This is a genomic window from Bacillus sp. FSL R5-0434 (assembly GCF_038004745.1).
Lineage (GTDB): Bacteria > Bacillota > Bacilli > Bacillales > Bacillaceae > Bacillus > Bacillus halotolerans.
The window spans coordinates 3,645,875-3,659,637 of record NZ_JBBORV010000001.1 but is presented as its reverse complement, the minus strand read 5'-3'; the positions used below and the strand labels follow the sequence as shown (position 1 = coordinate 3,659,637).

At 44.2% G+C, this 13,763-nt stretch carries 13 protein-coding genes and 1 pseudogene; 11 read left to right on the top strand and 3 right to left on the bottom strand.

All coding sequences use genetic code 11. The features are described from left to right. Positions 1 to 4: 4 nt before the first annotated feature. Positions 5 to 862: a Cof-type HAD-IIB family hydrolase gene (locus NYE43_RS19020; RefSeq protein WP_326323718.1), complete on the top strand. Its 858-nt coding sequence runs from the start codon at positions 5 to 7 to the stop codon at positions 860 to 862. A 122-nt stretch (positions 863 to 984) separates the two neighbouring features. Here NYE43_RS19020 and NYE43_RS19015 read toward each other — a convergent pair whose 3' ends face one another. Both NYE43_RS19015 and NYE43_RS19010 read right to left on the bottom strand, forming a co-directional pair. Beyond that, a complete protein-coding gene (locus NYE43_RS19015) occupies positions 985 to 3,759 on the bottom strand; it encodes a DEAD/DEAH box helicase (RefSeq protein WP_326323717.1) in 2,775 nt (924 codons plus the stop codon). Next, positions 3,746 to 5,356 (bottom strand): SWIM zinc finger family protein, encoded by a 1,611-nt coding sequence (locus tag NYE43_RS19010; RefSeq protein ID WP_095712840.1) that lies wholly within the window; start codon positions 5,354 to 5,356, stop codon positions 3,746 to 3,748. The genes NYE43_RS19015 and NYE43_RS19010 overlap by 14 nt, the downstream gene beginning before the upstream one ends. Before the next feature lie 203 nt (positions 5,357 to 5,559). Between NYE43_RS19010 and NYE43_RS19005 the strand changes: the two genes are divergently transcribed. The 6 genes and pseudogenes from NYE43_RS19005 to NYE43_RS18980 form a co-directional block, all read left to right on the top strand. Further along, positions 5,560 to 5,703 (top strand): hypothetical protein, encoded by a 144-nt coding sequence (locus NYE43_RS19005; protein ID WP_010332161.1) that lies wholly within the window; start codon positions 5,560 to 5,562, stop codon positions 5,701 to 5,703. A 223-nt stretch (positions 5,704 to 5,926) separates the two neighbouring features. After that, a complete protein-coding gene (locus NYE43_RS19000; protein ID WP_101859831.1) occupies positions 5,927 to 6,673 on the top strand; it encodes a YveK family protein in 747 nt (248 codons plus the stop codon). Then, entirely contained in the window at positions 6,663 to 7,376 is a 714-nt protein-coding gene (locus NYE43_RS18995) for a CpsD/CapB family tyrosine-protein kinase (protein WP_044159636.1), read from the top strand. The genes NYE43_RS19000 and NYE43_RS18995 overlap by 11 nt, the downstream gene beginning before the upstream one ends. Before the next feature lie 52 nt (positions 7,377 to 7,428). Continuing rightward, positions 7,429 to 8,193, top strand: coding sequence for a tyrosine-protein phosphatase (locus NYE43_RS18990; protein WP_024123104.1), 765 nt, complete (start codon positions 7,429 to 7,431; stop codon positions 8,191 to 8,193). A gap of 182 nt (positions 8,194 to 8,375) precedes the next feature. Beyond that, positions 8,376 to 9,698 carry a UDP-glucose dehydrogenase family protein gene (locus NYE43_RS18985; protein ID WP_341062420.1) on the top strand — a complete coding sequence of 441 codons (1,323 nt, stop codon included), beginning with the start codon at positions 8,376 to 8,378 and terminating at the stop codon, positions 9,696 to 9,698. 102 nt (positions 9,699 to 9,800) lie between these two features. After that, positions 9,801 to 10,042: pseudogene (locus NYE43_RS18980) on the top strand (DUF1963 domain-containing protein); the annotation flags it as partial. Here NYE43_RS18980 and NYE43_RS18975 read toward each other — a convergent pair. After that, on the bottom strand, positions 10,039 to 10,296 hold the full coding sequence (locus tag NYE43_RS18975; protein ID WP_044159633.1) for a hypothetical protein: 258 nt from the start codon (positions 10,294 to 10,296) through the stop codon (positions 10,039 to 10,041). The pseudogene NYE43_RS18980 and the gene NYE43_RS18975 overlap by 4 nt on opposite strands. 329 nt (positions 10,297 to 10,625) lie before the next feature. On the opposite strand from NYE43_RS18975, the gene NYE43_RS18970 reads away from it, so the two are divergent. The 4 genes from NYE43_RS18970 to NYE43_RS18955 are packed head-to-tail and all read left to right on the top strand — an operon-like array spanning position 10,626 to position 13,593. Then, on the top strand, positions 10,626 to 11,048 hold the full coding sequence (locus tag NYE43_RS18970) for a YwqH-like family protein (protein WP_341062419.1): 423 nt from the start codon (positions 10,626 to 10,628) through the stop codon (positions 11,046 to 11,048). 8 nt (positions 11,049 to 11,056) lie between these two features. Continuing rightward, the gene (locus tag NYE43_RS18965; protein WP_024123100.1) at positions 11,057 to 11,317 is read left to right on the top strand and encodes a YwqI/YxiC family protein; all 261 of its coding nucleotides are present in this window, start codon (positions 11,057 to 11,059) and stop codon (positions 11,315 to 11,317) included. An 18-nt stretch (positions 11,318 to 11,335) separates the two neighbouring features. Further along, positions 11,336 to 13,069 (top strand): ribonuclease YeeF family protein, encoded by a 1,734-nt coding sequence (locus tag NYE43_RS18960; RefSeq protein WP_341062417.1) that lies wholly within the window; start codon positions 11,336 to 11,338, stop codon positions 13,067 to 13,069. Positions 13,070 to 13,089: 20 nt separating this feature from the next. Then, complete coding sequence (locus tag NYE43_RS18955) at positions 13,090 to 13,593, top strand: hypothetical protein (protein WP_106019685.1); 504 nt, start codon at positions 13,090 to 13,092, stop codon at positions 13,591 to 13,593. The last annotated feature ends 170 nt before the right edge of the window (positions 13,594 to 13,763 follow it).

Below are 13,763 nucleotides of genomic sequence, written 5' to 3'. Positions count from 1 at the left end.
AAACGTGAAATTGATTGCGACCGACTTAGACGGAACCTTGCTGAACAGCAAGCATCAAGTAAGCTCAGAAAATGAAAATGCTCTGCGGCAGGCGCAGCGGGACGGGATTGAGGTTGTTGTATCAACGGGACGCGCTTATTTTGATGTCGTGTCCATTTTTGAACCGCTCGGGATCAAAACGTGGGTCATCAGTGCGAACGGCGCTGTCATTCACGACCCTGACGGCAGGCTTTATCATTCGAAAACAATCGATAAAAAACGGGCGTATGACATCCTCTCGTGGCTTCAGTCAGAAAACTATTATTATGAGGTTTTTACAGACTCAGCTATTTATACGCCGCAAAACGGCAGGCAGCTCCTTGATGTTGAGCTTGACCGGGTCAAAAGTGCGAATCCAGAGGCTGACCTTTCTGTTCTGATGCAGGCAGCCGAGGTGCAATACAGTCAATCGGGCTTCGCTTATATCGACACGTTTCTAGAGCTTTTTGAGGAGGATAAGCAGATTGATTTTTACAACATTCTTGGCTTTTCTTTCTTCAAAGAAAAGCTGGAGGCCGGCTGGCAGAGATACCAGGAGGATAAAGATCTGACACTTGTCAGCTCTGCTGATCATAACTTTGAGCTTTCCTCCAAAAAGGCATCCAAGGGGCAGGCGCTGGAAAGGCTGGCAAAGCGGCTTAACATCCCAATGAAGGAAACAGCAGCCGTGGGCGACAGCTTAAATGACAGGTCTATGCTGGAGGCTGCCGGAAAAGGCGTAGCGATGGGCAATGCGCGGGAGGACATCAAAGCGATAGCCGACGCTGTAACCCTGACCAATGATGAACATGGCGTTGCCCATATGATTCGGCACTTGCTGTAAGGTTTATCTTTTGAGAAAAAGTGCATCCTGTACATAACCGGCGTAACGGATTCTGTGAAATTCGGCGTGACGGCGATGAACGGAAAAAAGCTGGCTCTTTTAAGGAGCCAGCTTTTTTGTGGTTATTGTGCCTGAGCTGAGGCGCTTAATGTAAATAATTCTTCGAGCTCATCTGTGGACAGCTCGGTAATCCAGTTTTCGCTTTGGATAATTTGGTCGTTCAGCGTTTGCTTCGTTTCAAGCATCATATCAATTTTTTCTTCAATTGTTCCCGTTGTAATCATTTTATGGACGTGGACAAACCGCTCCTGCCCGATGCGGTATGCCCGGTCAGTGGCTTGATTTTCAACAGCCGGATTCCACCATCTGTCATAATGAATGACGTGATTGGCGGCTGTCAGATTGAGACCGGTGCCGCCCGCTTTCAGCGATAGAATCAATGTCGGGTATTCTTTCTTTTGAAATTTCTCAACGAGTGTATCGCGGTCTTGCTTAGAAAGACTCCCGTTCAAAAACTGTACAGGTTCGCCGAAGGTTTTTTCAAGCAATCGCTTCATCATGTTCCCCATTTGAATATATTGCGTAAAAATGAGACAGCTTTCGTTTTGGGCGCGGATCGCTGTCATCAGCTCAAGCAATTTTTCAAGCTTGACCGAACGTCCGGCCAGCAGTTCGGTTTGGTCTTCCTTCAAATAAAGCGCGGGATGATCGCATATTTGTTTAAGGCGTCCGAGCATGCTGAGGATCAGTGCTTTTCGCTGCATGCCTGTCAGTGACGTCATATGTTCAAAAGTGTCTTTCACCAGCTGCTCATAGAGAGACGCCTGTTCGGCTGACAGCGGAATAAACTCTTTTTGCTCCAGCTTGTCGGGAAGGTTTAATGCGACGTCCTCATCCCGTTTTGTCCGCCGCAGCAAAAACGGCCGGATTAATTGCTGAAGCTGTCCGATTCTTTTTTCGTCCCGATCCTTTTCGATCGGCAATACATAGCGTTTATGGAAACCAGTCAGACTGCCGAGATAGCCTTTATTCATGAAGTCGAAAATCGACCATAGCTCAGTCAAGCGGTTTTCCATCGGAGTTCCGCTCAGCGCGATATGGTGAATGCCCTTCAGCTTTCTGATTGCACGTGATTGCTTCGTGTGCGCGTTTTTAATATTTTGTGCTTCGTCAAGACAAATTGTGTTCCATGTCACCGAAGAAAGCTCTTCAGAATCGGCATGCGACAGCCCGTAGGAGGTTAAGACAACATCCGCGTTTTCATAATAGCCGGTGAAGTCTTCACCCTTCGGACGGCGCGGGCCGTAATGGAGAGCGACCGACAGATTGGGCGCGAAGGTTTGAAGCTCCCTCTGCCAGTTGCCGAGTACGGATGTCGGCGCGATGATCAGATTCGGCGTGTTTTGCCGTCCGCTTTCCTTCACATGAAGAAAATATGCGATCATCTGAATGGTTTTCCCAAGCCCCATATCATCGGCCAGACAGGCGCCAAAACCGCTTTGCCGCAGAAACAGCAGCCAGTTTATGCCGTATTTCTGATACGGACGGAGCGTGCCTTGAAAGGAGGGGCTGACCTCATGCTCCGGCAGATTTTCCGCTGTTGTCAGCTTTCGAATCAGTGATCTGAGCTGTTTTGACAGGTCAAATTGAATACCGGCAAAAGCGGATGTATCCATGATGTCTGAGTCCTCAAGCCCGCCTTCCTGCTGATCCATCAGCTCACGTGCCAGAATATCAGACATATGGAGCCCTTCTGATTCCGCTTTCTCCATCAGCCGTTTCATTTGTTTGATAAACTGCGGATCTATTTTCACCCATTGCCCGCGAATATTGACGAGGCGCCTGTTGCTCGCGACAAGCTCGTTAAATTCATCCTCTGTCAGCTCAATGCCGTTTGTCGCAAACCGCCAGTTAAAATCAAGCAGCGCATTCATGCCGACAAATGACTCGCCGCGCGGGGCGGAAGACACCTTTGCTTTAAGCATCATGCTGCTGTCTCTGACAATCTGCCACCAGGATGGCAGGAGGATTTCAACGCCCATATCGACAAGCGTCTCACTTGCCTCCGACAGGAAAATCCAGGCTTCTTCCTCTGAAATCAGCGTGGTGCCGGAATCAAATGACAGCCACGGAACCGTTCGATGAAAGCGGTCCTGCTCGCGTGCGATTTTATCGCTGTAGGCCTGCCAAGATTTTTTGAGGCTCTTCAGCCCGTCAAAAAATACAACCGCACCGCTCTTTTTATCGCGTAAAAACATTTCGATTTTCCAGTCATCGCCGTCAAAGTCGGGTTCGTTCAAGCGGAGGCCGACCGTAAACGGGGTTTGATCGTCAACCCAGCCGATGCCTTCGAGAAAATCCTCTTCATCCAGAAAATGTCCGCGAAATGTTGTGACCGCAGGTGATTTTTCTTTGATATTTTCCCATTTTTCACGCAGTTCGTCGTCATATTGAATATAATCCTGCACCGCGGCTGAAAACCATTCCGCAGTAAAGCCATCCAGTATGCTGTCCCGATCCTTCCAGCGGAAAACACCGTTTGTCCATGCTTCGTAGTCAGGCAGGAAATCGCCGTCCGCGATAAATTCGTAAATGGTGGACGCTGCCTCAATCAGCGGTTCCGTTTCTTCTGTGAGCTGCACGGAGCTGAATGAGTTGAACGAGTTCTTGCCGAGAAGCTCTACAGTCATCCATGGAGAAAGCAAAACCGCGGTTGTCCCGATGAAGCTGACATCCTCAAGGAAGGTTCCGTAAAATGAGGATTCGTGCCATTGAAACAAATGCTTTTTCATGTGGCTGTAGGGAAGGGGCTGCTCATTCTCATCAAAGGCTGAGAGCGTGAATGACCCGTCTTCCATTTGTTCGACGTGAATAAGTATTTCTTTAAGACTCGCCATCAATCAACTTTCCTTTCTGCAGTTCTTCTTGAAGGGCGCGCAGGCGCTTGTAATGTGAGCTCAGCTGCTGAATATAGCGTTCCCATACCTTCAGTTTTTTCGCTTTTTTGTAGAGCGTCCGCAGTTTTTTCAAATACCGGGCCGCTTCCTTGTAAGAGCTGCGGTTTTTCTGGTCGATAAAAAAGGCCACTTCTCTGTGGTATGCGGGTATAAGGGCCTCGGGATCGCTCGCCGCGATTTCTTTGAGCATCGTTTTATCCATTTCATAAATTGAAAAGCCAACAAGGCTGTGGATTTCGATCCACTCGGCATAACGCTTTTTCTCATACAAATGATGGCTGTATTCTGTGAAAGTATATGGCAGACAGCCTGCCGCATAGCGTTCAAACAGCTCCTGGTCATTGGTTTGCTTCACATACGCGTTCAGCAGAAGAAACAGCTCGCCAATCACATCGCGAATTTCTTTAAAAGGCTTATCCAGCTTTGTATAATCAATCGCAATCGATTCAATCCGGAGGTACCATGCCTTGAGCCGTCTCCAATCCTTTTTCGCGGTGATTTCACTCAGCCATTGGAACGTATACGGCAGCGCTTCCGGCGGAAATTGGTCGGTTTCCGCAAAAATCGCGTCATCATGTTTCTGCAAAAATTCTAAATGCAGACGCCCGAATTGCAATTCAGGAGAAAACCGCCGCCCGGCTTCTTTTTGCAGGATCTCTTGCTCACGCGCCACCCATTTAGGCCGCGGCAGCAGCGCGCTCCAAATTTCACCGAAAATGCGGATGCGTTCATATTGAAAAATATCTTCCTTCAATAAGAGTTCCCGAATGACATCCGGCGTTTTCTCCAGAAAAGGATCGAGTGCAAACGACAGCGCGTACGTTTTTAATTTATCAATTGAGCTGTAGATCGTGTCCATCAGCTGTTCGACATAAGGATTGAGGGAATAAAAATCATGCTCGGGGTCCAGTTTTCCTTCTTCAATCAATGTAAACATGCGAAGCCACACCGCGATCGCTGAATGAATCTGATACAGGCTTTTCAGCTCCGGTTTGTTCGGGGCATGCTTTTTCAAAGCGGACAGATAGCCGTAATAGAGGCCCTGCATGTTTTGGCTGCCTTCAGCCGTGCGTACCTGCCAAAGAGAAAACTCTGAATCGAAAAAAGCAAGCCAGCTTGAAAGCGACTCTTCATTAGGCAGCACCTTCTCTTGGAACTGACGCCGGACGAGCTCTTTGCTTTCTTCAAGCTTTTCCCTCTCCAGCCAGTGCTCTGTAAAAGTTCCCACTCGTTCAAACATTGCATATACATATAAAAAAACAGCCAGCTTATGGCGGCAGATTCTCCCAGACGGACATGAACAGCCGCTTTTGGCTATGACAAATAAGTTCAATGTGACCCGCACAGGCACAACATCCTGCACGTAAGCCGTAACTTCCGTCGGACTCACTGCTTGTAAACGATAGACTGAATCCTGCCGATATAAAATAAGGGCTTTTTTGATCAGCTGAACATTTTCCTCGCTGTAAGGAAGAAGCTCTTTTAATTGTTCAGCCGATGCCAGCACATCGTCTTTAGAAATCATATTCTGAAGCATGATTATCGCTCCTAACCGAGTCACGTAATAAAAAGATCCAATTTCTCTATTATATCGCAACACAGCGGCATGAAAAAGTTTTTCCTAAAATAGGACATAAAAAATGGGATGTGTCGAATGATGTATTAGAGATTGCAAAACGAGAGCCGGCATCATATAATAATCGTGTTTTCAACTTAATGGAAGCTGAAAGGAATAAAATGATGAGTGAAAAGAAATTGAATCAAGAAGAATTTCTGAAAATTTTGATGCATGCACATGATATTGGTGAGCAGTCATCTGAGATGACCACAAAGGAAATGCTTGAAAATTTGATTTCTCATATTAAAAATGGATACGCAACATAAAAATCCCGCAGGTTTTTAGCGGGATTTTTTTCTGAATAATGACCGGAAGGAGAAAAAGATTCAGCTCTGGCAAGACAATAAATAGAGCGCTTACAAGATGGAAGGTGAAAAACTGTTATTGTAAATTTTTGTCGAATATTGTCATGTGAAAAGATGGAGAAATGCTGTTTTAACGTTGTATAATCGTATGGAAAAGGATGTTATAAGCTGATTTGGAGGTATCATGGGAGAATCTACTAGTTTAAAAGACATACTATCAACGTTAAGAAAACGCATACTTTTGATTATGATTGTAACCGCAGCTGCGACTGCTGCCGGCGGATTCATCAGTTTCTTCGCACTTACACCCATCTATGAAAATTCAACTCAGATCTTGGTCAATCAATCGAAAAACGACCAAAAAGAAGTCCAATTTAACGATGTCCAAACCAATCTTCAATTAATCAATACGTACAATGTCATCATTAAGAGCCCTGCTATCTTAGACGAAGTGATTAAAGAGATGGGCTTGTCGATGACATCCCAAGAGCTGAATGAAAAAATTACTGTTTCCAGCGAGCAGGATTCCCAAGTGGTCAATATTTCTGTCAGAGACGGGAGCGCGGAAACAGCGGCTCACATTGCCAACACTGTCGCATCTGTCTTTAAAGACAAAATCACTTCGATTATGAATGTTGATAACGTAAGCATTCTGTCAAAAGCTGAGGTTTCTGGACATCCGTCGCCTGTATCGCCAAAACCGCTGCTGAACATCGCCATCGCGTTTGCGGCAGGATTGGCAGGAAGCATCGGACTGGCCTTCCTGCTTGAGCATTTGGATAATACGATCAAATCGGAAGAGCAGCTCGAAACGCTGCTGGACATACCGGTATTAGGGACGGTTTCCACCATTTCGAATGAACAGAAAACAGCGAAGAGCTTAAAAGGCATTCAATCTGATAAAGCGGGGAGTGGACATTTTGGCGCTTAGAAAAAGCAAGGGCTCATGGAGTCGCAAAAATGTCATTGCGCTGACAGAGCCGAAATCCTTAAATTCAGAACAATATCGAACGATTCGAACAAATATAGAATTTTCTTCAGTGGACCGCCAAATGAAATCTGTGATGATCACTTCTGCGTGCCCTGGAGAAGGGAAGTCTACCACAGCTGCTAACCTTGCTGTCGTATTTGCACAGCAGGGAAAAAAGGTTTTGCTCATCGATGCAGATTTGCGAAAACCTACAGTACATACCACTTTTCAACTAGAAAATATGACAGGCTTAACATCCGTTTTACTGAAAAAATCCTCACTGAAACAGGCTGTGCAAACGTCTCAGGAACAAAATCTTGATGTGCTGACGAGCGGCCCGATCCCGCCGAATCCGGCCGAGCTGCTTTCCTCCAAGTGGATGGAGGAGCTTGCGGATGAAGCGTGTGCGGCCTATGACATGGTGATTTTCGATACGCCGCCTATTCTCCCTGTAGCAGACGCGCAAATTTTAGGGAACGTCGCAGACGGTTCCGTTTTGGTTATTTCAAGCGGAAAGACGGAAAAAGAAAAAGCCGCAAAAGCAAAAGAGGCGCTCGATTCGTGCAACAGCAAGCTCCTCGGAGCCATTATGAACGGCAAGAAACGCTCGAAGCACTCTGATTACGGATACTACGGACATGAAGACAATTTTATACAAAAATAAATAACGTGCATACTGCCCGTTATTTATTTTTGCGAAAAAAGGAGGCTTAGAAATGATTGATATTCACTGCCACATCCTCCCGTCAATGGATGATGGGGCAAGTAACCTGGACGACAGCATCGAAATGGCCAGGGCGGCTGTTCGTGAGGGAATCAGAACCATCATTGCAACCCCGCATCATAAGAATGGTTCATATGAAAACGAGCAAATCGCTGTCAGAGAAGCGGCAGACCTGTTAAACAAACGTTTAATGAAAGAGGAAATCCCGCTCACCGTACTGCCGGGACAGGAAATCAGAATCTACGGGGACTTGAAACGGGATTTGGCTGAAGGGCGGCTGCTGTCACTGAATGACACGAAATATATCCTGATTGAGTTTCCGTTTGATCATGTTCCGCGATATGCCGAGCAGCTTTTTTATGACTTGCAGCTGAAAGGATACGTTCCGGTTATCGCGCATCCCGAACGCAATAGCGAAATCCGCGAAAATCCGTCCTTGCTGTATCATCTTATAGAAAAAGGAGCGGCATCTCAGTTGACAACCGGAAGCCTCGCAGGAGTTTTCGGGAAACAGATGAAAGCATTTTCGCTGCGGCTGGCTGAAGCCAATCTGATACACTTCTTAGCCTCAGATGCTCATAATCTGAAAACAAGAGACTTTCGCTATCAGGAGGCTCTCCGTGTTCTTGAGAAAGAATTCGGTACGGAATATTCTTATATGCTGACGGAAAATGCTGAGCTTCTTCTGCAAAATCATGCGATTTACAGGCAGGCACCGAAGCCGGTCAAAAGAAGAAAACGATTCGGGCTCTTTTGATCTGCAATTCTCATTTCCCCACTTTCTTTGTGAGAACGATATAATAGTATATTGTATGATTGAATCATATTTCAGAAATCTGTACAGGTTGTTTCCGGGAGATCATCCGCATTCATGTCAGGATATTCTCATACGATAATACGGAAGCTGTAAAGCAGCAATTTAACTGTTGGAGGGAAACAATGAATATAACAGTCATCGGAACAGGCTATGTCGGTCTTGTGACAGGTGTTTCTCTTTCTGAGATTGGCCATCATGTAACTTGCATTGATATTAACGCTCACAAGATTGAAGAAATGAGAAAAGGGATTTCCCCTATATTTGAACCGGGTCTTGAAGAGCTGATGAGAAAAAATATAGCTGATGGGCGGCTGAGCTTTGAAACGAGCTACGAGAAAGGCTTAGACCAGGCAGAGATTATTTTTATAGCGGTCGGCACACCGCAAAAAAACGACGGACATGCGAATCTGGAGCATATTACTGATGTGGCCAAGCGTATTGCCCGGCACGTGAAGCGAGATGCGATCGTCGTAACGAAAAGCACAGTGCCTGTCGGAACAAATGATTGGATTTACGAGCTGATTACCAAACATCTTGCGGAGCCTGTCAGTATATCGATCGCATCCAACCCAGAATTTTTACGTGAAGGGTCAGCCCTCCATGACACGTTTCATGGAGACAGGATTGTGATCGGAACAGCCGATCAGGACACCGCCAGAAAACTGGAAGAGCTCTTTCTTCCGCTCGATATCCCGGTTTACCAAACGGATATCAGAAGCGCCGAGATGATCAAATATGCTTCAAATGCCTTTCTGGCCACTAAGATCAGTTTTATAAATGAGATTTCGAATATATGTGAAAAGGTCGGCGCTGATATTGAATCTGTCGCATACGGCATGGGACAGGATAAGCGGATCGGGAGCCAGTTTTTAAAAGCGGGCATTGGATACGGCGGTTCTTGTTTCCCAAAGGATACGAACGCCCTCGTGCAAATTGCGGGCAATGTCGAGCATGATTTTGAGCTGCTGAAATCGGTCATCAGGGTCAACAACAATCAGCAGGCGATGCTGGTTGATAAAGCGCTGAACAGGCTTGGCGGAGTGACGGGAAAAACGATCACCCTTTTGGGGCTGTCATTTAAACCGAACACGGACGATATGAGAGACGCGCCGTCGATTGTCATTGCTAACCGCCTCGCCGCACTAGACGCCCATATCAAAGCCTTCGATCCCATTGCCGTCAGCCATGCGAAGCATATTTTGCCGCAGGCTGTTGAATACAAAAAAACGATTGCGGAAGCCGTTAAGGGGGCAGACGCCGTCATGATTTTAACGGACTGGGATGAGATTAAACAATTTTCATTAGCAGATTATCAAGATTTGATGGAGCAGCCGCTGATTTTTGACGGCCGAAATTGCTATTCATTAGAAGAGGCTGCCGCCGCCGGAGTGGAATACTATTCTGTAGGCCGGAAAGCGGTTGTTCCGGCAGGTGCAATGTCATAGATGTAAAGGAAAGACTGGCGGGATGCCGGTCTTTTTTTGTATCCATCTTTTATTGTATACGATGGATATATTCGCTAAGGTTTACCTATTGTTTGAAACTAGTGGGTGCTGCCTACAGATTTTCAGTTTGAGCAATACGCGGGCATAGGGACAGTTGAATTCTTTGATTCATTCGGTTGGAATACGCGTATAAAGAACATCCCATCATGCTTTTACAAATTGATTCAGACGATGATATTGATTTGTTGTGGGGAGACGTCGGCATCGCAAATTTTTTCATCACACCTGATGATTTAAGGGGAAAAGACTTTTCAAACGTTCTGTACAATTGGGACTGCAGCTAATACAAGCTTTTGATCCAAAGGGTCACCCCTGCCGCCAATAGGGTCAGAAGCGGAAATGAAATAAGCCAAACAATAAAATCAGGCGCGGCTGAGTCAATACAGAACATAAATATGACCAATAAGCAGAGCACTGTAAGCGGCATTGACCAAAGGCCGTGTTTTCTAAACAATAAAGTGCCTGCCATTCCAAATACAAAGAAGGACAGAAAAGGAAAAACCACGAAAAATAACATCATCGGACTGAAAAAACTCATTGTCATCCCTCCGTTTCACCTCTTAATCTTTACAAGATTTTACCACATAAGAAAATGAGCAGATCATCAAATCTGCCTCTTTCAAGTGTCTTTTTGACTAAGACTTTAGAATTTCTAACCATATAAAACGCTCGCATTGACCTTATAACGAACAAAAAAGAGACTTTAGACCTCCTTATCCAGAGCATTATAAGTCTAAATTAAGCCGTTTACCCTATTTAAGCCGCCTTCCGGCTATTTTAAAATATAATATATGGAAATAAAGTATGGAAAAGTCTATCTTCATCAGCCCCTCCATACGACTTTTTGAGTATTAAGAGGTGATTCAGATGGGTTATGAAAGTGTATTAGCGGATATCAAAAGTTCGCTCAACGGAAAAATTTCCGACGTGGAAGACAAGATCGAAAAGCTGAAAAAAGCAAAAAAGGACATAGACACACTGCAAGAAGAGGCAATCACTGAAATCAAAGAAATTGTGAAACCGGAATTAGGCAAGCATTGGACGGGAACAAAAGCTGATGATTTCGACAAGGGAAGAGAAGAGGCGAAATCGGAAGCATCCAAGATTGTGAATGATAAATATAACCATTATATGTCTTTAATTCAGATGGAGATTATTCAGTTGGAATCTATGAAATTTCTCTATGACAAAGAATTAAAGCTAGCGAATTTTGCTGGCGATACTCTTGCTAAGGGTGAAGAATTCTTGGAGGATGCTGTTAATCAAATTAAATCTATTAAATTGTGGTGATCTTTTTTATGTCAGAAATTAAATTGAAATACGATACCGTAATCAAAACATTAGAGTCTGTTAAAGATGCGCTTGCTGACGTAACAATCGGCGTCGCAGGATCCAATGGAAAAAACAGCCTCGATTACACGAAAAAATATCATGAGCGTGAGGAGAACATCAAAACCATGCTCGGAGACTACAAAAAAGCGGTACAGAAAAATATCGAGGATACGAAGGATAATGTTGATTCACTGAAAGAGCAGGATGAGGCGATCGCAGTAAAATAGAAGAGAAAGGGCAGTGCGATGAGTAAAGTATTTGAATCACATTCTTTAATCGATGAAACGAAAAATAGAAAAAAGCAATATGAGACGCTGGAAGAGCAGCTGAACACGCTAAAAAAGGCGTTTCAGGAAGTTGCTGATTTAGGTGACAATTTTAAAGGAAAAGGCGCGGACAATATTAAGGACTTCTTTCAGGGACAGGCGGAAATCGCCGACAGCTGGCTGACGCTTGTTTCTGCTCAAATTGCGTTTTTAAACGGCATTTCCGGTGATATTAAAGATCAAGAACTCAGTGATTCATATGTGGAGACGTCATTTTTGGATCATGAGCTCCCCAACGGAGACTTAAAAGCCTCAGAAATTGTCTCCGCTCATAAAGCAGAAATCGATTCTATTTTGTCAGGCATCAGCGATATTATTGATCTCGACATGTACACGCTTGACGACTATGCAGATAAGATGGGCGATGCCCAGAAAATCAGGCGTGACACGATCACGGCAGTCGATAAGCTTGATGAATCCCTGACCACTGAATATCAAAATTTAGAATCTCTGGACAACGCAGTGCTCAGCAAATATTCTGTTCTCATGCAGGCCACCAGCAATGGGAAGAGCGCATCCCCTATGTACTATGACAAAAAAGCCTTCCACAGCAATGAAGTCTACAAAAGCGTGATTGATGTTGAAAAACAGGGAACAACCTATATTGACGCAAAAGCCCAGCAAGCCGAAGCAAGACGGCTTCAGGAAAAAGCGGAGGAAGAAGCGAACAAACCGTGGTACGAAAAAACATGGGACGGGATTTGCACCTTTACCGGTGAAGTCTCCGGCTATTATGATTATAAAAGAGCAACGGAAGGCGTTGACCCGGTTACCGGAGAAAAACTCTCCGCCGCAGAACGTGTGACAGCAGGAGCAATGGCTGCAGCCGGATTCATACCGGTCGTCGGCTGGGCAGGCCGCGCCTTCAAAGGCGGAAAAGCCATCTACAAAACCGGAAAAGCGGCTATCGCGGCCGAACACGCTTTAGATGCCTACAAAACCGGCAAATCCTTAGACATTCTCAAAATGTCAGAAATGGGCGCATACGGCCTTGTTGCGTCAAACGGATTCTCTGAAGCCGTGACAGGCAGAGATATGTTTGGAAACAAAGTGTCTGAGGAGAAGCGGAAGACGGGCGCGCTGGAAGCGGCATTAAGCCTCGTTGGAGCCGGTGCATTGGCGAAACATATAGACAAAGGCATACCGCTTGCAACCCATTCAAAAGTCCAAAAGGCAAACAAAACACTAGAAAAAGTAAAACAATTCAAAGTCCCGACAAACGTCCGCGTGTACGCAGAACGCCCAGTAACAACGAATGGCTTTACATTCGGATTCCCGACAGTCCGTATCGATGTGGAAAAGACAGCTGTGAAAGATTTTGGAATTATGAAGATGGCTAGTAGTGGTAGCGGGAATAGTAAGAAACTTTTCGGTCAAAATGGAACTCAAATTGCAAGTAAGACAACATGGCAAAATGGGAAGACAGAAAGAATAGACATTGAAAACCCAAATCCAGGGCAAAGAGAAGGTCAAATTCACTATCATGAGCCAAATAATAAAAAATGGTACTTTGATGTTGAAACAAAAAAGTTTTATGACCAAAAAACAGGTGAAGATGCACCTAGCAAAATTCAAAAAGTACTTAAAGACAAAAGTGTTCAGAAAGCTATAAATAAGGGATTGAAATTTTTAGGTGAGGATCCTGTATTTTAGTATAGGAGTGTAGATTATATATGGAATATACAAATAAAAATATGAAAAGACTAAAAGAACGACTTGAAGATCTGAGCAATACAAATAAAGTTGACCTATCTAATTTAAAGGATATTATTTCACCTAATATAGTTAAAGTAGACGATTGCTTTATTCTAGATCTAGAGTATGAGTTACCTGATAATCCAACTATAAATTGGAATAGAATTTTAAAAATGTATGGGGATAAAACGGGGTATGAAGCATCGTGTAATGAGCTTCGCATAAACGATTATTTAGACTACAGTGATTTGTCTGGTGAAGAGATTTTATTTTATGCGCTTCAGGTAGTGGATGGTTGGGAACATCATTTAAAAGAAAAATTTCCTGAACATAAATTTGTTGTGATTATAAGTATTGATGAAGGTTTTGCGACAATTAGATTTTATAAATATAGAGAAAAGGAAAGCAGTTGGCTAAAGGCCGATATTGAAGAGTACGGAAACGAAGCTATTCTTTTAAAAGAAATTAACTTTGGTAATTAAATTTAACTAAAAAGCAGGTAGTTATACTGTACCTGCTTTTTTAGTTTTTACGTTGAGAGCAAGAAACATTACAAATGATCAAGCCTTTACAGAATTAATAGTAAAACTAATTCAAAACTGTTGATTTATGAAAAAAATAAAGTTTAAGTTTTGTAAAAGGTAAAATTAAA